11 protein-coding genes, 2 tRNA genes and 3 rRNA genes are annotated in these 20228 nt (G+C 52.5%); 15 read left to right on the top strand and 1 reads right to left on the bottom strand.

Translation table 11 applies throughout. The features are described from left to right. From dnaA to rrf, 13 genes are all read left to right on the top strand, one after another. Positions 1-1350, top strand: a complete 1350-nt coding sequence (gene dnaA, locus NSQ51_RS00005; RefSeq protein ID WP_033014241.1) for a chromosomal replication initiator protein DnaA — start codon at positions 1-3, stop codon at positions 1348-1350. A 171-nt stretch (positions 1351-1521) separates the two neighbouring features. Beyond that, entirely contained in the window at positions 1522-2658 is a 1137-nt protein-coding gene (dnaN, locus tag NSQ51_RS00010; protein ID WP_049624130.1) for a DNA polymerase III subunit beta, read from the top strand. 181 nt (positions 2659-2839) lie between these two features. Next, positions 2840-3061, top strand: coding sequence for a S4 domain-containing protein YaaA (gene yaaA, locus NSQ51_RS00015; protein WP_033011987.1), 222 nt, complete (start codon positions 2840-2842; stop codon positions 3059-3061). 11 nt (positions 3062-3072) lie between these two features. Further along, positions 3073-4191 (top strand): DNA replication/repair protein RecF, encoded by a 1119-nt coding sequence (recF, locus tag NSQ51_RS00020; protein ID WP_033014239.1) that lies wholly within the window; start codon positions 3073-3075, stop codon positions 4189-4191. Positions 4192-4242: 51 nt separating this feature from the next. After that, the gene (gene gyrB / locus NSQ51_RS00025; RefSeq protein WP_200899727.1) at positions 4243-6159 is read left to right on the top strand and encodes a DNA topoisomerase (ATP-hydrolyzing) subunit B; all 1917 of its coding nucleotides are present in this window, start codon (positions 4243-4245) and stop codon (positions 6157-6159) included. A 153-nt stretch (positions 6160-6312) separates the two neighbouring features. Beyond that, entirely contained in the window at positions 6313-8796 is a 2484-nt protein-coding gene (gyrA, locus tag NSQ51_RS00030; protein WP_033014237.1) for a DNA gyrase subunit A, read from the top strand. 346 nt (positions 8797-9142) lie between these two features. Then, complete coding sequence (locus NSQ51_RS00035) at positions 9143-10219, top strand: HD-GYP domain-containing protein (protein WP_121649994.1); 1077 nt, start codon at positions 9143-9145, stop codon at positions 10217-10219. Beyond that, positions 10200-10343 carry a hypothetical protein gene (locus NSQ51_RS00040; protein WP_155734064.1) on the top strand — a complete coding sequence of 48 codons (144 nt, stop codon included), beginning with the start codon at positions 10200-10202 and terminating at the stop codon, positions 10341-10343. Before NSQ51_RS00035 ends, NSQ51_RS00040 begins: the two co-directional genes overlap by 20 nt. A 240-nt stretch (positions 10344-10583) precedes the next feature. Further along, a 16S ribosomal RNA gene (locus NSQ51_RS00045) occupies positions 10584-12142 on the top strand. A gap of 322 nt (positions 12143-12464) precedes the next feature. Next, positions 12465-12538, top strand: a tRNA-Ile gene (locus tag NSQ51_RS00050). Positions 12539-12546: 8 nt separating this feature from the next. After that, positions 12547-12622 (top strand) — tRNA-Ala (locus NSQ51_RS00055). A gap of 179 nt (positions 12623-12801) precedes the next feature. Continuing rightward, positions 12802-15729: ribosomal RNA gene (locus NSQ51_RS00060) — 23S ribosomal RNA — on the top strand. A gap of 230 nt (positions 15730-15959) precedes the next feature. Continuing rightward, positions 15960-16076, top strand: a 5S ribosomal RNA gene (gene rrf, locus NSQ51_RS00065). Together the 16S, 23S and 5S rRNA genes with 2 tRNA genes alongside form the textbook arrangement of a ribosomal RNA operon. Before the next feature lie 104 nt (positions 16077-16180). Here the strand turns inward: rrf and NSQ51_RS00070 are convergent. Further along, positions 16181-17170: a YaaC family protein gene (locus tag NSQ51_RS00070; RefSeq protein ID WP_033014229.1), complete on the bottom strand. Its 990-nt coding sequence runs from the start codon at positions 17168-17170 to the stop codon at positions 16181-16183. A 127-nt stretch (positions 17171-17297) separates the two neighbouring features. On the opposite strand from NSQ51_RS00070, the gene guaB reads away from it, so the two are divergent. After that, positions 17298-18764 carry an IMP dehydrogenase gene (gene guaB / locus NSQ51_RS00075; protein WP_033014228.1) on the top strand — a complete coding sequence of 489 codons (1467 nt, stop codon included), beginning with the start codon at positions 17298-17300 and terminating at the stop codon, positions 18762-18764. A 104-nt stretch (positions 18765-18868) separates the two neighbouring features. After that, the gene (locus tag NSQ51_RS00080) at positions 18869-20224 is read left to right on the top strand and encodes a D-alanyl-D-alanine carboxypeptidase family protein (RefSeq protein WP_121650135.1); all 1356 of its coding nucleotides are present in this window, start codon (positions 18869-18871) and stop codon (positions 20222-20224) included. The last annotated feature ends 4 nt before the right edge of the window (positions 20225-20228 follow it).

Genomic DNA, 20228 nt, shown 5'->3' on the forward strand with positions numbered 1-20228 from the left:
GTGGAAAATATCCATGATTTATGGGATCGCGTGCTTCAGGAAATTGAACGGAAAATCAGCAAGCCGAGCTTTGAGACTTGGCTCAAGTCAACGAAAGCCCACTCTTTGCGTGGTGACACGCTCGTCATCGTAGCCCCGAACGAGTTTGCTAGAGACTGGCTTGATTCCCGCTATTCCCATTTAATTGGGGAAACGATCTACGCCATTACCGGCGAAGAGCTGGCCGTCAAATTTATCATTCCGCCAAACCAGGCTGACGAAGAACTCGAGTTTCAACCGGCCAAAAAACAGCGGAAGCAGTACGAGGAAGCGAATGATTTCCCGCAAAGCATGTTAAATCCGAAATATACATTCGACACGTTTGTCATCGGCTCCGGCAACCGGTTCGCCCATGCTGCATCACTCGCGGTCGCCGAAGCCCCGGCCAAGGCGTACAACCCGCTTTTCATTTACGGCGGAGTCGGACTTGGAAAAACGCATTTGATGCACGCGATCGGCCATTACGTCATTGAACATAACCCGTCCGCGAAAGTTGTCTATTTATCTTCAGAAAAGTTTACAAACGAGTTTATTAACGCCATTCGCGACAACCGCCCGGACGATTTTCGCAACAAGTATCGAAACGTTGACGTTCTGCTAATCGATGATATTCAGTTCTTGGCTGGAAAAGAACAAACGCAGGAGGAATTTTTCCATACGTTTAACACGCTGCACGAGGAAAGCAAGCAAATCGTCATTTCAAGCGACCGGCCGCCTAAAGAAATCCCGACGCTTGAAGACCGCTTGCGTTCGCGCTTTGAATGGGGGCTGATCACCGACATCACGCCGCCTGATTTGGAAACGCGGATCGCCATCCTCCGAAAAAAAGCGAAAGCGGAAGGGTTTGACATTCCGAACGAAGTGATGCTTTATATCGCCAATCAAATCGATTCGAACATCCGTGAGCTCGAAGGCGCCCTCATCCGCGTCGTCGCCTACTCATCGCTTATCAATAAAGAAATCACGGCTGACCTGGCAGCGGAAGCATTGAAGGATATCATTCCGAGCGCGAAGCCCAAAGTGATCACGATCCAAGACATTCAGCGCGTTGTTGGACAGCATTTCAATATTAAGCTTGAAGACTTTAAGGCAAAAAAACGGACAAAATCGGTCGCGTTCCCCCGGCAAATCGCCATGTATCTCTCCCGCGAACTGACCGACTGTTCGCTGCCGAAAATCGGCGACGAATTTGGCGGCCGCGATCATACGACGGTCATCCACGCCCATGAAAAAATATCAAAGCTTTTGCAAACCGACACGCAGCTGCAGAAACATGTGAAAGAAATCCAAGAAAAGCTGAAGCAACTGTGAATAACCGCCGCCGTCTTACGCACAGCTTATCCACATGTGGGCAAGCTGTGCTTACTTCGCTTTTCTTGGTTATCCACATACCAACAAGCCATACTACTAGTACTACGGTTTTTATTTTTTATATTTTTATAATTTATTTCCGATCACCATTAAAACGAGGAGGAACAGCAAGTGAACATCTCGATTGACCGTGAAGCGCTGACAAGAAGTGTCCAAGATGTGATGAAAGCTGTATCGACGAGAACGACGATTCCGATTTTGACAGGGATTAAACTGACAGCGACGGCCCTTGGGGTGACATTGACAGGCAGCGACTCCGATATTTCGATCGAGTCGTTCATTCCGCTTGAAAAAGAAGGTCGGCTGCTCGTTGATGTCAAAAGGCCGGGAAGCATCGTGCTGCAAGCTCGCTTTTTTGCTGAAATTGTCAAAAAGCTGCCGCAGCAAACTGTCGAGATCGAGACGGAAGACAACTTTTTGACTGTCATCCGCTCAGGCCACTCGGAATTCCGTCTCAATGGCTTAAATGCCGACGAATATCCGCGGTTGCCGCAAATTGAGGAAGAAAACGTCTTTCAAATTCCGGCTGATCTATTGAAGACAATCATCCGACAAACTGTTTTTGCTGTTTCAACATCGGAAACGCGCCCCATCTTGACAGGTGTCAACTGGAAAGTGGAGAATAACGAACTCGTCTGCACGGCGACAGACAGCCATCGTTTGGCGATGCGAAAGGTAAAAATTGAAGCAGGACATGCTGTGTCGTACAACGTCGTCATTCCGGGGAAAAGTCTAAACGAGCTGAGCAAAATTTTGGACGACGGCAGCGCTCCGGTTGATATTGTCATAACGGCCAACCAAGTGTTGTTTAAAGCGGAACATCTTCTTTTCTTTTCCCGGCTGCTTGACGGAAACTATCCGGAAACAGCCCGCCTGATTCCGACAGAAAGCAAAACAACGATGACCGTCAATGCGAAAGAGTTTTTGCAAGCGATTGACCGGGCATCACTGCTTGCAAGGGAAGGGAGAAACAATGTCGTGAAACTGACGACGCTCCCGGGAGGGCTGTTGGAAATTTCCTCGGTTTCTCCAGAAATCGGGAAAGTGACGGAACAGTTGCAGACCGAATCACTTGAAGGGGAAGAGTTAAACATCTCGTTCAGCGCAAAATATATGATGGATGCACTCCGGGCCCTTGATGGCACCGATATTCAAATCAGTTTCACCGGGGCAATGCGCCCGTTCGTGCTGCGTCCGCTTTACACCGACTCGATGCTGCAGCTCATTTTGCCGGTAAGAACATATTGATGTATGTCGGAAACGCATAAAAGGCGATCTAGTCATGGACGCCGTCCTTTTCGCAATGCCTCCGATGGAGAGGATGGGGACAATTGCGTCCCATTCTCTTCATCGGCTTTCTTTGCGGGCGGGCGATGTTTTCGATAAAATAAAGGAATAGGCGACTTAGAGGAAAGCGAGCGCTGAACGGATGGAACAAACGGTGACGATTAAAACGGAAACGATCACGTTAGGACAGCTGTTGAAGCTTGTGCAGTTAATTGATACAGGCGGCGCTGCGAAATGGTTTTTGCAGGAATACAACGTGCTCGTCAATGGCGAAAGAGAGACCCGGCGCGGGCGGAAGTTAAAAGACGGCGACCGGGTGGATGTGGAGCAAATCGGCACGTTTGTCGTTGTACGGGCAGAGTAGGTGAAGATCGGGTGTTTTTAACCGACTTAGTGTTAACGAACTACCGCAACTACGAACATGAAATGGTGAATTTCAGCCAAGGCGTCAACGTCATTCTCGGGGAAAATGCCCAAGGGAAGACAAATATGATGGAGGCCATTTATGTATTGGCCATGGCGAAATCGCACCGCACATCGAACGATAAAGACCTTATCCGTTGGAATGAAGAGTATGCTAAAATAGAAGGAAGAGCGGAAAAACGAAGCGGTTCTCTTGCCCTTGAACTGCTTATCTCAAAAAAAGGGAAAAAAGCGAGATGCAACCATATTGAGCAGCGACGGCTCAGCCAATATGTCGGGCAGTTAAATGTCGTCATGTTCGCTCCGGAAGACTTGAATCTGGTCAAAGGAAGTCCGCAAGTGCGGCGGCGGTTTATCGATATGGAAATCGGACAAGTATCCCCCGTTTATATACATGATTTGGGGCAATACCAAAAACTGTTGCAGCAGCGCAACCACTGCTTGAAGATGATGCAGACGCGCGAGAGGGGCGGCGAGGCGGTGCTTGACGTATTAACCGAACAGCTCGCCGTGCTGGCGGCGAAGATTACGTTGCGGCGCCGCCAGTTTTTATCGCTGCTTGAGCAGTGGGCGATGCCGATCCACCGTGAAATCAGCCGCGGAGCTGAACAACTCGGCATTCGGTATGAACCGTCGGTCGACGTATCAGAAAAGGCAGAATTGTCGAGAATAGTAGAAGCATACTGCGAAACGTTCGCTTCCTTGCGAAAACGGGAAATCGAGCGGGGAACGACGCTTGCCGGCCCGCATCGCGATGACATCGCGTTTATCGTCAACGGAAAAAACGTCCAAACGTTCGGTTCCCAAGGGCAACAGCGCACAACCGCGCTGGCGGTGAAACTGGCGGAAATTGAGCTCATCTTTTCCGAGTTAGGTGATTACCCCATTTTGTTGCTCGATGATGTGCTGTCCGAACTTGATGACTTTCGGCAAACCCACCTCTTAGATGCGATCCGAAAAAAAGTGCAAACTTTCGTGACCACAACGAGCATTGACGGCATTAAGCACGATATCATTCAAGAAGCGGCTATTTATCGAGTCCACTCCGGTTCGGTAGCTGCTCCTTCTTGACCGCAAAACGTTGAACGTTTGCAAAGAAAGCGTAGGTGATCTGGCATGACAATGGAACAACGGGTTGAGCGAGCGTACGACGCGAGCCAAATCCAAGTGCTCGAAGGCCTTGAAGCAGTTCGAAAGCGCCCGGGGATGTACATCGGCTCGACGGGGCCTAAAGGGCTGCACCACCTCGTTTGGGAAATCGTCGACAACAGCATTGACGAAGCATTAGCCGGCTATTGCACGGAAATTCATGTGACGATCGGAAAGGATAACAGCATCACGGTCGCTGACAACGGGCGCGGCATTCCAGTCGATGTGCATGAGGCAACCGGACGGCCGGCTGTTGAGGTCATCATGACCGTTCTGCACGCCGGCGGGAAGTTCGGCGGCGGCGGTTATAAAGTATCCGGCGGCTTGCACGGCGTCGGCGCCTCGGTCGTCAACGCCTTGTCGGAATGGCTGGAAGTTTACGTATACCGAGATGGGAAAATCCATTATCAAAAATACGAGCGGGGCAATCCGTGCACCGATCTGCAAGTCATCGGCGAGACGGACCGAACCGGGACGACGACCCGCTTTAAGCCGGATCCGGAAATTTTTACAGAAACGACCGAGTTTGATTACGAAACGTTGGCCGCCCGGCTGCGCGAGCTCGCCTTTTTGAACCGCGGCTTGAAAATCACCTTGACGGATGAACGGGTTGACAACCGGAAAAGTGAATACTTTTATGAAGGCGGCATCCGCTCTTACGTCCGCCATTTGAATCGGACGCGGGAAGTGTTGCACGAAGAGCCGATTTACATTGCCGGCGAGCGCGACGGCATCGCTGTCGAAATCGCCTTGCAGTACAACGACGGCTATACGAGCAACATTTATTCATTCGTGAATAATATCCATACGCACGAAGGCGGCACGCATGAATCCGGCTTTAAAATGGCGTTGACGCGCATCATCAATGACTACGCCCGCAAACAGCAAATTTTCAAGGACAATGATGCCAATTTGACGGGGGAAGATGTGCGGGAAGGGCTGACGGCCATTGTGTCAATCAAACACCCCTCCCCGCAATTTGAGGGGCAGACGAAAACAAAGCTCGGCAACAGCGATGCGCGCACGGTGACGGACGCTGTCTTTTCTGAACAATTTGAAACGTTTTTGCTCGAACACCCGACCATTGCCCGAAAAATTGTCGAAAAAGGGATGATGGCCGCCCGCGCCCGCCTAGCGGCCAAAAAGGCGCGCGAACTGACGCGGCGCAAAAGCGCGCTTGAAGTCTCCAATTTGCCGGGCAAACTTGCCGACTGCTCGTCAAGAGATCCGTCGATCAGCGAGCTGTATATCGTGGAGGGGGATTCGGCGGGCGGTTCAGCGAAACAAGGGCGCGACCGCCATTTCCAGGCAATTTTGCCGTTGCGTGGGAAAATTCTCAACGTTGAGAAGGCAAGAATCGACAAAATCTTGTCCAACAACGAAGTGCGGGCGATCATCACCGCTCTTGGCACCGGCATTGGCGAAGAGTTCGACATCTCAAAGGCGCGTTATCATAAAGTCATCATTATGACCGATGCGGACGTCGACGGCGCTCATATCCGCACGCTTCTTTTGACATTCTTTTATCGCTACATGCGTCAATTTATCGAGCACGGCTATGTGTACATCGCCCAACCGCCCCTTTATAAAATCGAACAAGGAAAACAAGTGCGCTACGCTTACAACGACCGCCAGCTCGAAAAAATTCTTGCTGAGCTGCCGGAACAACCGAAGCCGACAATCCAACGCTACAAAGGGTTGGGCGAGATGAACCCAGAGCAACTTTGGGAGACGACGATGAACCCGGAAAAGCGAACATTGCTTCAAGTCAGTTTGCAAGATGCCATTGACGCAGATGAAACGTTTGAAATTTTAATGGGCGACAAAGTCGAGCCACGCCGCCAATTTATCGAAGAAAACGCCCGTTATGTGAAAAACTTGGACATTTAGGATGAAAAGAGAGGGATGGGGCCGCCCTCCTCGCTTCTTTTTGCCGACGGGGCCAACCGGGGCGCAAACGAAGCGGCGCCCGCCGTCCGCCTATGTCTGCTCCCTGTAAAGGCAGACCGGGCCGAAGAAGGCTCAAAAGGGAGGTTTATATGAATGGCAGAACATGAACAATCGCGCATTCGCGAAGTCAATATCAGCCAGGAAATGCGCTCGTCGTTCCTTGACTACGCCATGAGTGTCATCGTTTCCCGCGCCTTGCCGGATGTGCGCGATGGGCTGAAACCGGTGCACCGCCGCATTTTATATGCCATGCATGACCTCGGCATGACCGCTGATAAACCGTATAAAAAGTCAGCCCGCATCGTCGGCGAAGTGATCGGGAAATACCACCCGCACGGCGACGCCGCCGTGTATGATACGATGGTGCGCATGGCGCAAGACTTCAACTACCGGTACATGCTCGTTGACGGGCACGGCAACTTCGGGTCGATCGACGGCGATGCAGCAGCGGCCATGCGTTACACGGAAGCCCGCATGTCGAAAATCGCCATGGAGCTGTTGCGCGACATCAATAAAGACACGATCGATTACCAAGATAACTACGACGGTTCAGAAAAAGAACCGGTTGTGCTGCCGTCACGGTTTCCAAACTTGCTTGTCAATGGTTCGTCAGGCATTGCCGTTGGGATGGCGACGAACATCCCTCCGCATCAGCTTGGCGAGGTCATCGATGCGCTGTTGGCGTTAAGCCGAAACCCGGAGATGACCGTTGCCGACTTGATGGAATACATTCCTGGTCCGGATTTCCCGACGGCCGGGCAAATCATCGGCCGCAGCGGCATCCGCAAGGCGTACGAAACGGGACGGGGATCCATTACGTTGCGCGCCAAGGCTGAAATTGAGCAGCATGCCAATGGCAAGGAAACGATTATTGTAAGCGAACTCCCCTATCAAGTGAACAAAGCAAAGCTGATTGAACGGATCGCCGAATTGGTGCGCGAGAGAAAAATCGACGGCATCACCGATTTGCGCGATGAATCGGACCGGAGCGGAATGCGCATCGTTATTGAAGTGCGGCGCGATGCGAATGCGAAGGTCGTGTTAAACAACTTATACAAACATACCGCCTTGCAGACGAGTTTTGGAATCAACATGCTCGCCTTGGTGGATGGCGAGCCGAAAGTGTTGAACTTAAAAGAATGTTTGGAGCACTATTTGAACCACCAGAAAACGGTCATCCGCCGGCGAACTGCCTTTGAGCTGAAAAAGGCTGAAGCGCGCGCCCATATTCTTGAAGGCTTGCGCATTGCCCTTGACCATTTGGATGAAGTGATCGATCTCATCCGTCGTTCGCGAACGACAGAAATAGCGCGCGAAGGGTTGATGGAGCGGTTTTCGCTCAGCGAACGGCAGGCGCAGGCGATCCTAGATATGCGCCTGCAACGGCTGACCGGCCTCGAGCGGGAAAAAATTGAACAGGAGTATCAAGAGCTTCTCCGCCTCATCGCTGAGTTGAAAGCAGTGTTGGCTGACGAAGAGAAAGTATTGCAGATCATTCGCGATGAGCTGGCCGAAATCAAAGAGCGGTTTAACGACGAGCGGCGCACAGAGATCATTGCGGGGGCTGTCGAACAGTTTGACGACGAAGACTTAATCCCGCACGAACATGTCGTCATTACGCTCACTCATAAAGGATATATTAAGCGCCTGCCGTTATCGACGTATCGAAGCCAGAAACGCGGCGGCCGGGGCGTGCAAGGCATGCATACAGCCGAGGATGATTTTGTCGAACATTTGCTCGTCACTTCTACTCATGACAACGTGCTGTTTTTTACAAATAAAGGTAAAGTATACCAGGCGAAAGGCTATGAAATTCCGGAATTCGGACGCACCGCCAAAGGGTTGCCGATCATCAACTTGCTTGAGCTCGACAAGGATGAATGGATCAACGCCATGATTCCCATTGAAAATGAGTTTGATAATGAGCTTTATCTCGTGTTTGCGACAAAGCAAGGGATCGCCAAGCGCTCTCCGCTCTCAGCTTTCGCCCACATCCGCAACAATGGGCTCATCGCCATTCACTTGCGCGAGGGGGATGAGCTGATTTCCGTCAAGTTGACGGACGGTAAAAAACATTTGATTATCGGCACGAAAAGAGGAATGCTCATCCGTTTTCCAGAAACGGATGTGCGGACAATGGGCCGCAGTGCGACGGGAGTCAAGGCCATCTCACTCGATGACGGCGATGAAGTCGTTGGCATGGAAATCTTGGAAGACCATCATGATGTTCTTGTTGTGACGAAAAAAGGGTTCGGCAAACGTACCCCAGCTTCGGAGTATCGCGTGCAAAGCCGGGGCGGAAAAGGGTTGAAAACATGCAATGTCACGGAACGGAACGGTCCTGTTGTTGCAGTGACAACAGTCGTCGGCAATGAAGATTTAATGGTCATTACGACAGGCGGCGTGCTGATCCGCATTGCTGTCAGCGATATTTCCAGGACAGGGAGAATTGCCCAAGGCGTCAAGCTCATTCGCCTCTCGGACGAAGACGAACATGAGTGTGTAGCGACAGTTGCCAAAGTGCCAGAGGAAGAAAAAGAAGAGAGAGAGAGGAAGAAGGGCATCCCGCTTAATTGAATGGCGTTCCGCCTGCAGGTGCGGGGCGTCCTTTCGTTTGAAAATGCGTGCGTCTGTTTTTACGGCGAATCGGAAAGCGAAACGCGCTTATTGGGCTTTCCGATTGCGAAAGTGCTGTTATTGCAGCCTATAATAGATGCAACGAAATCGTTTAACATATCCTTGAAGGAAAAGTGGCTCATCCATTTTTGACTGTCGAAGGCAAGCCGTAGGCTTGCCTCCGTCACGCTAAGGCGTGACGGACAGTTGGATGAAATGACCGGTCAAAACGAAAAATGTTAAAGCTTTAAATTGCATCTATATAAATCGTGCTACGATAAAAACAAAAAGACGGGGGGCTACATGGATGGTTCGCGTGAAGCGCTCCCAGCTTCGCGAAGGCTGTGTGCTTGCTGAAGATGTAATCGGCAAAACGAAACGGCCGATTATGACAAAAAACACTATTATTACAACACCGTTGTTGCAAGTGCTTGAAAAATTTCTTGTAGAGGAAGTGGAGATTGAGCCGTTTCTCGCAAACGGCGAACCATTTTCGCCGGGGGATTCGGCCGCGGCGGAGGATCAACGGTCGCTCTCTTTATATTTAGAGACCGTCCGCCAATACAAGACATGGTTTCAATCTTGGCGGTCCGGCTTGCCGGTCGACATCAATGAAATAAGGGAAGCTGTCATTCCCCTTTTTGAACACATGACAGGCTGCAAGCGGGAATTGCTTGCGTTGCACCATTATGCGACAAAAGAGGAATATTTATATCATCACGCCGTCAGTGTAGGATTGCTCGCCGGCTTTTTAGCCATGGAGCTCGGGTATAGCCGCGGGGAATGCCACCAAGTCGTTTTAGCCGGCGTCTTGTCCGACTGCGGCATGGCAAAAATGAGCAAACAAATTTTAACGAAGCCGTCGGCGCTCACTGAAGTGGAGTTCCACGAAGTGAAGCAACATCCGATTCTCGGCTACCGCATGGTGCAGAAGATCACAGCGTTAAGCCATGGAGCGAAGCTAGCCGTTTTGCAACATCATGAGCGAAACGACGGCAGCGGCTATCCGCTCAAGTTAAAAGCGAAAAAAATTCACCCCTACAGCCAACTCGTCGCAACAGCGGATGTGTACCACGCCATGACGTCAGAGCGCTTGTATCGGCGCAAACAACCGCCGCTTCGGGCCATTGAAACGATGTTGCGGCAGCAAGCCGGCAGATTGAGCGCAGACGCCGTCGCTGTACTGTTGAACCGTCTCGTCGGCCTGCAAACAGGAGCCGTCGTCAAACTATCCAACGGTGAGACAGCCGAAGTCATGTCGATTCAGCCAGACGAGCCAACCCGGCCGGTTGTCAAAGCAGCGAGGACGGGACGATTGCTTCTGTTAAGCACTCAACATGATATATATATTGAGGAGGTTTTGCGTGCACCAATGGATGAATAGTCGACCGAAAAGGCCGGTGAAAAACAATCATTTTCTCTTGCTGCTGTTGTTCATTGCCGAAAGAGGAAGCGGATTTCAGCAGGTTTCTCAGCTTGAGAATAACGCATTTCGCATTGTTTTTTGAATTAAATTGCCAACCGTCCAAAAAATACCGTTGCATAAACAACATCAACATGATACAATAAACTTTGCTTGCGCCGGCAACAACGAAATAAAAAAACTATTGACTTTTCATCGCCCATCAGTTATTATGTAATAGCTGTCATCATTAAAGTAAAGATCAAGCTCCTTGAAAACTAAACAAAACGCAAGCGTCATGAAAAAAACTTCGGCTGCATTGGCCGAAGCAAAAGTCAATCAACTTTCTTTGGAGAGTTTGATCCTGGCTCAGGACGAACGCTGGCGGCGTGCCTAATACATGCAAGTCGAGCGGACCGGATTGGGGCTTGCCTTGATTCGGTCAGCGGCGGACGGGTGAGTAACACGTGGGCAACCTGCCCGCAAGACCGGGATAACTCCGGGAAACCGGAGCTAATACCGGATAACACCGAAGACCGCATGGTCTTCGGTTGAAAGGCGGCCTTTGGGCTGTCACTTGCGGATGGGCCCGCGGCGCATTAGCTAGTTGGTGAGGTAACGGCTCACCAAGGCGACGATGCGTAGCCGGCCTGAGAGGGTGACCGGCCACACTGGGACTGAGACACGGCCCAGACTCCTACGGGAGGCAGCAGTAGGGAATCTTCCGCAATGGGCGAAAGCCTGACGGAGCGACGCCGCGTGAGCGAAGAAGGCCTTCGGGTCGTAAAGCTCTGTTGTGAGGGACGAAGGAGCGCCGTTCGAAGAGGGCGGCGCGGTGACGGTACCTCACGAGAAAGCCCCGGCTAACTACGTGCCAGCAGCCGCGGTAATACGTAGGGGGCGAGCGTTGTCCGGAATTATTGGGCGTAAAGCGCGCGCAGGCGGTCTCTTAAGTCTGATGTGAAAGCCCACGGCTCAACCGTGGAGGGTCATTGGAAACTGGGGGACTTGAGGGCAGGAGAGGAGAGCGGAATTCCACGTGTAGCGGTGAAATGCGTAGAGATGTGGAGGAACACCAGTGGCGAAGGCGGCTCTCTGGCCTGCACCTGACGCTGAGGCGCGAAAGCGTGGGGAGCAAACAGGATTAGATACCCTGGTAGTCCACGCCGTAAACGATGAGTGCTAAGTGTTAGAGGGGTCACACCCTTTAGTGCTGCAGCTAACGCGATAAGCACTCCGCCTGGGGAGTACGGCCGCAAGGCTGAAACTCAAAGGAATTGACGGGGGCCCGCACAAGCGGTGGAGCATGTGGTTTAATTCGAAGCAACGCGAAGAACCTTACCAGGTCTTGACATCCCCTGACAACCCAAGAGATTGGGCGTTCCCCCTTCGGGGGGACAGGGTGACAGGTGGTGCATGGTTGTCGTCAGCTCGTGTCGTGAGATGTTGGGTTAAGTCCCGCAACGAGCGCAACCCTCGCCTCTAGTTGCCAGCATTCGGTTGGGCACTCTAGAGGGACTGCCGGCGACAAGTCGGAGGAAGGTGGGGATGACGTCAAATCATCATGCCCCTTATGACCTGGGCTACACACGTGCTACAATGGGCGGTACAAAGGGCTGCGAACCCGCGAGGGGGAGCGAATCCCAAAAAGCCGCTCTCAGTTCGGATTGCAGGCTGCAACTCGCCTGCATGAAGCCGGAATCGCTAGTAATCGCGGATCAGCATGCCGCGGTGAATACGTTCCCGGGCCTTGTACACACCGCCCGTCACACCACGAGAGCTTGCAACACCCGAAGTCGGTGAGGTAACCCGCAAGGGAGCCAGCCGCCGAAGGTGGGGCAAGTGATTGGGGTGAAGTCGTAACAAGGTAGCCGTACCGGAAGGTGCGGCTGGATCACCTCCTTTCTAAGGGGAAAAGCGAAGGCCGCCCGCCTATCGGCGAAACGCGCTGGAGGGCCTGCGAGGAGGCTGTTGCCGCCGCAGCAGGACCGAAGCGTCGCGAGCCGATGGCGGCCGGAGCTAGACAGTACGAAAAGCGGAGGCGAGCGTTTCGCCGCGATGGGCAAATGTTCTTCGCCTGCAAGGGTGCTTGCACCCGGAAGGCGAAGGTTATTTGACCCCGAGCGGCGGCGAGCCGGAGCTAGACAGAATTTCTTGACAAAACCTATCGGTTTGATTATAATGACGCTTGTCGTTTTGTTTAGTTTTGAGGGAACTTTCCCTCCATGGGCCTATAGCTCAGCTGGTCAGAGCGCACGCCTGATAAGCGTGAGGTCGGTGGTTCAAGTCCACTTAGGCCCATCGGTTGCGGGGCCTTAGCTCAGCTGGGAGAGCGCCTGCTTTGCACGCAGGAGGTCATCGGTTCGATCCCGATAGGCTCCACCACTTTTCTTGATTCGTTCCTTGAAAACTAGATAACCGGAAAAGCGGAGGCGAGCGTTTCGCCGCGATGGGCAAATGTTCTTCGCCTGCAAGGGTGCTTGCACCCGGAAGGCGAAGGTTATTTGACCCCGAGCGGCGGCGAGCCGACGCTAGACAATAAGGAAGAAGCCGAGAGCGCTGTAGGTTAAGCTAGAAAGGGCGCACGGTGGATGCCTTGGCACTAGGAGCCGATGAAGGACGGGGCAAACGCCGAAACGCTCCGGGGAGCTGTAAGCAAGCGTTGATCCGGAGATGTCCGAATGGGGGAACCCACTGTCCGTAATGGGGCAGTATCCATGCCTGAATCCATAGGGCATGGAGGGCACACCCGGGGAACTGAAACATCTTAGTACCCGGAGGAGAAGAAAGCAAACGCGATTCCCTGAGTAGCGGCGAGCGAAACGGGAACAGCCCAAACCAAGAGGCGTGCCTCTTGGGGTTGTAGGACCGCTCATTGTGGGAGTGAGAAAGGAACGGGGTAGACGAACCGGTCTGGAACGGCCGGCCAGAGAAGGTGACAGCCCTGTAGTCGAAACTTCGTTCCCTCCCGAGCGGATCCTGAGTACGGCGGGACACGGGAAATCCCGTCGGAAGCAGGGAGGACCATCTCCCAAGGCTAAATACTCCCTAGTGACCGATAGTGCACCAGTACCGTGAGGGAAAGGTGAAAAGCACCCCGGAAGGGGAGTGAAAGAGAACCTGAAACCGTGTGCCTACAAGTAGTCAGAGCGCGTTCATGCGTGATGGCGTGCCTTTTGTAGAATGAACCGGCGAGTGACGATGGCGTGCGAGGTTAAGCCGAAGAGGCGGAGCCGCAGCGAAAGCGAGTCTGAACAGGGCGAAAAGTACGTCGTCGTCGACCCGAAACCAGGTGATCTACCCATGTCCAGGGTGAAGGCCGGGTAACACCGGCTGGAGGCCCGAACCCACGCACGTTGAAAAGTGCGGGGATGAGGTGTGGGTAGGGGTGAAATGCCAATCGAACTTGGAGATAGCTGGTTCTCCCCGAAATAGCTTTAGGGCTAGCCTCGGGATGGAGAGTGTTGGAGGTAGAGCACTGATTGGGCTAGGGGCCCTCATCGGGTTACCGAACCCAGTCAAACTCCGAATGCCAACGACTTATGCCCGGGAGTCAGACTGCGAGTGATAAGATCCGTGGTCGAGAGGGAAACAGCCCAGATCGCCAGCTAAGGCCCCAAAGTGCACGTTCAGTGGAAAAGGATGTGGAGTTGCAAAGACAACCAGGATGTTGGCTTAGAAGCAGCCACCATTTAAAGAGTGCGTAATAGCTCACTGGTCGAGTGACTCTGCGCCGAAAATGTACCGGGGCTAAACGTGCCGCCGAAGCTGCGGGATGACCGTTGGTCATCGGTAGGGGAGCGTTCTAAGGGCGTTGAAGCCAGACCGGAAGGACTGGTGGAGCGCTTAGAAGTGAGAATGCCGGTATGAGTAGCGAAAACAGAGGTGAGAATCCTCTGCGCCGAAAGCCTAAGGGTTCCTGAGGAAGGTTCGTCCGCTCAGGGTTAGTCGGGACCTAAGCCGAGGCCGAAAGGCGTAGGTGATGGACAACAGGTTGAGATTCCTGTACCACCTCCTTCCCGTTTGAGCGATGGGGGGACGCAGGAGGATAGGGCGAGCAGGCGGCTGGAAGAGCCTGTCCAAGCCGCAAGGCTGATCCGTAGGCAAATCCGCGGATTGTAAGGCCAAGCGGTGATGGCGACGGAGTCATCCGGAAGTCCCCGATTTCACACTGCCAAGAAAAGCCTCTAGCGAGGGAAGAGGTGCCCGTACCGCAAACCGACACAGGTAGGCGAGGAGAGAATCCTAAGGCGCGCGGGAGAACTCTCGTTAAGGAACTCGGCAAAATGACCCCGTAACTTCGGGAGAAGGGGTGCTCGTTTGGGTGAAGAGCCCGAACGAGCCGCAGTGAAAAGGCCCAAGCGACTGTTTATCAAAAACACAGGTCTCTGCGAAGCCGAAAGGCGACGTATAGGGGCTGACACCTGCCCGGTGCTGGAAGGTTAAGGGGAGCGCTTAGCGGAAGCGAAGGTGCGAACCGAAGCCCCAGTAAACGGCGGCCGTAACTATAACGGTCCTAAGGTAGCGAAATTCCTTGTCGGGTAAGTTCCGACCCGCACGAAAGGTGTAACGACTTGGGCGCTGTCTCAACGAGAGACCCGGTGAAATTATACTACCTGTGAAGATGCAGGTTACCCGCGACAGGACGGAAAGACCCCGTGGAGCTTTACTGCAGCCTGATATGGAATTTTGGTATCGCTTGTACAGGATAGGTGGGAGCCTGGGAAGCCGGAGCGCCAGCTTCGGTGGAGGCGGCGGTGGGATACCACCCTGGCGATATTGAAATTCTAACCCGCACCCCTTAGCGGGGTGGGAGACAGTGTCAGGCGGGCAGTTTGACTGGGGCGGTCGCCTCCCAAAAGGTAACGGAGGCGCCCAAAGGTTCCCTCAGAATGGTTGGAAATCATTCGGAGAGTGCAAAGGCACAAGGGAGCTTGACTGCGAGACGGACAGGTCGAGCAGGGACGAAAGTCGGGCTTAGTGATCCGGTGGTTCCGCATGGAAGGGCCATCGCTCAACGGATAAAAGCTACCCCGGGGATAACAGGCTGATCTCCCCCAAGAGTCCACATCGACGGGGAGGTTTGGCACCTCGATGTCGGCTCATCGCATCCTGGGGCTGTAGTCGGTCCCAAGGGTTGGGCTGTTCGCCCATTAAAGCGGTACGCGAGCTGGGTTCAGAACGTCGTGAGACAGTTCGGTCCCTATCCGTCGCGGGCGCAGGAAATTTGAGAGGAGCTGTCCTTAGTACGAGAGGACCGGGATGGACGCACCGCTGGTGTACCAGTTGTCCCGCCAGGGGCACCGCTGGGTAGCTATGTGCGGACGGGATAAGCGCTGAAAGCATCTAAGCGTGAAGCCCCCCTCAAGATGAGATTTCCCACCGCGTCAGGCGGGTAAGATCCCTCGAAGATGACGAGGTCGATAGGTCCGAGGTGGAAGCGTGGCGACACGTGGAGCTGACGGATACTAATCGATCGAGGGCTTAACCTAACAAGAAAAGTGGAGGCCGCCTGCTTATCGGCGAGGCGCGCTGGAGGGCCTGCGAGCGGGCTTAGCCCGCCGCAGCAGGACCGAAGCGTCGCGAGCCGATGGCGGCCGGAACTAGACAGCGAAAAGCGGCGGCGAGCCGGAGCTAGACAATGAAAAGTGAAAGCGTCCCGGCTTCTTCCTGAAACGGTTATCTAGTTTTCAGGGAACGAATTCCTGACAACCTCATATGGCCTAGTGGTGATAGTGGAGGGGAAACACCCGTTCCCATCCCGAACACGGAAGTTAAGCCCTCCAGCGCCGATGGTAGTTGGGGCCAGCGCCCCTGCAAGAGTAGGTCGCTGCTAGGCGGAAAACAGAGCACCCCATTGTGCATGACGCGCAATGGGGTGTTTTTTATCAACCTGCGCTGGGAAGCCTTTACTCTCGCGTGTTCGTGCAGGTGGGAGGGCATTCAATCATTTGGCTTGGCCCAAAACTTATGCATTAAATATTCGTTTAGCAGCAGGGGCACTTTGTCCGCCGATATGGAAAGAAATTGAAGAATAAAAATGTACGCCTTGCTTGAGTAAGAGTGAAGAAGTTCGCTCCACCACTCTGTTTCGTAGCGGGAGATCATGCTCAAATTGTACAGCAGCAAATAATGGGCATGGATTTCCGGGAGCGCAAAGATTTTTTCCTTCTTCGTTGGGATATGGTATGTTCCGTTCGAATGGAATAAAAATGGCCCTTCCTTAATCGGCGATAGCGGCGATTCCATTTTGAAATAAAGAAATTCCCCTTCCTCCTTGGCGAATGTCAGCTGTTTTTCGTGCCCTTCCTCGCTCATGTACTGGATGAAGCGGAGCTGCGACATATGGTAATGGTCCAAAATCGCCTTCGGAATGGCCAGCATGGGCGGTGAAACCGTATGTACGACCGGCAACGACAATGGCTTTTTTCGTTCGCTTAAACAAAAAAATGTTTCGTGCAGTTCGCAGATTCGTTGCAACAGCATGCCCATGCGAAATTTTTCCCCCGCCTCTTGTTTCACATGAAACATTTTTTCAGAAAAATGAGTGAACAAACCGTTTTTTTGGATTTTGACTTCGTCATCTAAAAATTCATAGCCTTGTTTTTTGCGCTTTCTCGTTGACACTCCATGGGCTAAAACGGATGTCGATTCAGGATAGTCCGGATCGACGGTGAGCAGGCACGCCTTTATCAGCTGCACCATGCCATAAAACAAAAGAACCGGTTTAATGGACAATGGCGACTGCCTGGCGGCGGCATAAAAGTTTTGCCCATGCTCCAAATAATATAAAAATGGATAACAGTTTGTATAACTGCGCTGAACAGCGTCTTCCCGTTGTTGCTGTTTGTAGCATTGCAGCAAAAAGCGCTGGGCGACGTCAGCGGAGCGGAAAATAGAAAAGTTGACAGCTTTACCGGGATTTCCGAACATTTTTACCCCCCCTTGCCATGGAATTGTAAGAAGATAACTGAAAAGTTGGACATTTTTTTGATTCCTTGACAGTAGTTTAACCAGTTGTTAAGCTACTAATAATATTTCCGGACAAGGGGGAGAAAACATGTGGGAAGCGAAATTCGCAAAGGAAGGCTTGACGTTTGATGATGTTCTTCTCATTCCAGCAAAATCGGACGTGCTGCCGCGTGATGTTGATGTCACGACGAAATTAAGCGATACGCTCCAGTTGAACATCCCAATTATTAGCGCCGGCATGGATACAGTAACCGAAGCGGAAATGGCTATTGCGATGGCGCGTCAAGGCGGTCTTGGCGTCATTCACAAAAACATGTCGATTGAGCAACAGGCGGAACAAGTCGACAAAGTAAAGCGGTCAGAGCGCGGTGTTATTACGGATCCGTTTTTCTTAACGCCTGATCATCAAGTGTATGATGCGGAACATTTAATGAGCAAGTATCGCATCTCCGGCGTGCCGATCGTCAACAATGCCGAGGAACAAAAGCTTGTCGGCATTATCACGAACCGCGATTTGCGCTTTATTCAGGATTACTCGATTAAAATTTCCGAGGTAATGACGAAGGAGAACTTGGTTACAGCCCCGGTAGGGACTACGTTAGAAGAAGCGGAAAAAATTTTGCAAAAGCACAAAGTGGAAAAATTGCCTCTCGTCGATGAAAATGGAGTTTTAAAAGGGCTTATTACGATTAAGGACATCGAAAAGGTGATCGAGTTCCCGAATTCGGCGAAAGATGCGAAAGGGAGGCTGATTGTCGGGGCGGCCGTCGGGGTGACGGCGGACACGATGATTCGCGTCAAAAAGCTTGTTGAGGCAGGGGTTGATGTCATTGTCGTTGACACGGCGCACGGCCATTCGAAAGGCGTCCTAGAGACGGTGGCCAACATCCGCCGCCAATACCCGGACTTGAACATCATCGCCGGCAATGTCGCGACAGCTGAAGGGACGCGCGACTTGATTGAGGCTGGGGCGAACATTATTAAAGTCGGAATCGGTCCGGGGTCCATCTGCACGACCCGGGTTGTCGCCGGGGTTGGTGTGCCGCAAATTACGGCGATCTATGACTGTGCGACTGAGGCGCGCAAACATGGCGTCCCGATCATCGCTGACGGCGGCATTAAATACTCTGGCGACATCGTGAAGGCGATTGCCGCTGGAGCTCATGCGGTCATGCTCGGCAGTTTGCTCGCCGGCGTCTCGGAAAGCCCAGGCGAGACGGAAATTTACCAAGGCCGCCGCTTTAAAGTATACCGGGGCATGGGGTCGGTCGCGGCGATGGAGCGCGGCAGCAAAGATCGTTATTTCCAAGAAGACGCGAAAAAGTTTGTCCCGGAAGGCATCGAAGGGCGTGTGCCGTACAAAGGGCCGCTCGCCGATACGATTTATCAGCTTGTCGGTGGCTTGCGCGCCGGTATGGGCTATTGTGGAACGCGGAACTTGGATGAGCTGCGGGAGAAAACGCAATTTGTCCGCATGACGGGCGCAGGGCTTCGCGAAAGCCATCCGCATGACGTGCAAATTACGAAAGAAGCGCCGAACTACTCCGCGTTTTGATCAAGGCTGCGTCCATCAGCCTAACTTTGACGGAGACAGATTCTCCGTCTATTTTTTTGGCCGCCTGTATGTTACAATAACGGTTGTGTGAGGAGGGTTTCGATGTGAAGAGGAAACGAAAGTGGTTGTTTTGGCTGCTGTCTGTTTGTCTTTGCTTAACACTATGGCCGTTTCAACAGACGGCGAAGGCGGAAAGCGCTCCGCTTGACATCCGGGCGGACGCCGCGATTTTAGTGGACGCGAAGACGGGAAGAATTTTATATGAGAAAAACATTGATACGGTGCTTGGTATTGCCAGCATGACAAAAATGATGACCGAGTATTTGCTTCTTGACGCCGTTAAGGCGAAACGTGTCAAGTGGGATCAGACGTATACGCCGAGTGAGTATGTGTACCGGTTGTCGCAAGACCGGGCGCTGTCCAACGTTCCGCTGCGCAAAGATGGCAAGTATACAGTGCGCGAACTGTACGAGGCAATGGCCATTTATTCGGCCAATGGGGCTACGGTCGCGATTGCGGAAATCATTGCTGGGTCAGAGAAAAATTTCGTGAAAATGATGAATGAAAAAGCGAAACAGCTCGGGTTGAAAGATTATAAATTCGTGAATGCGACAGGGTTAAGCAACGAAGACTTAAAAAGATTCTACCTGGAAGGGACAAACTCGGATGAGGAAAATGTCATGTCTGCGCGGGCCATGGCCACCCTTGCCTACCGGCTGCTGAAAGACCATCCAGAGGTGCTGGAAACGGCGAGCATTCCCCATAAAATGTTCCGAGGAGGAACAGAGGACGAAATTAAAATGGACAACTGGAACTGGATGCTACCAGGGCTTGTGTACGGATACGAAGGGGTAGACGGGTTGAAAACCGGCTATACGGAATTTGCCGGCAACTGTTTCACCGGGACGGCGAAGCGGAACGGCGTCCGTCTAATTTCCGTCGTGATGAATGCCAAGGATGCAAGCGGAAAAACGACGAAAGAGGCGCGTTTTAAGGAGACAGAAAAACTATTTAACTATGGATTTCATCAATACTCGCTCCAAACGCTCTATCCGAAAGGGTATCAGCTGAAGGGGAAAGAGACGATTCCAGTCGTGAAAGGGAAGGAAAAAGAAGTTCGCGTCGCAACGGCGAAAAAGCTGTCTCTGCTCATCAAAAATGGCGAGGAAAAACAGTACAAGCCGGTTTATGTATTGGATCAGAAAAAAATGACGAAAGAAGGAAAATTGATCGCTCCGTTGAAAAAAGGAGAGACGGTCGGATATATGACGCTTGAATACAAAGGCGATGACTCGCTCGCGTTCTTAAGCCCGGACATGCAAAAAAACATCCGGGTGCCGCTCGTTACGACAACCGAGGTGGAGAAAGCCAACTGGTTCGTTCTCTCGATGCGTGCGATTGGCGGACTGTTTGCTGATTTATGGACAAGCGTTGCCAAAACGGTGAAAGGTTGGTTGTAACGCT

The organism is Geobacillus sp. FSL K6-0789 (genome assembly GCF_038593135.1).
Classification (GTDB): Bacteria; Bacillota; Bacilli; order Bacillales; family Anoxybacillaceae; genus Geobacillus; species Geobacillus stearothermophilus.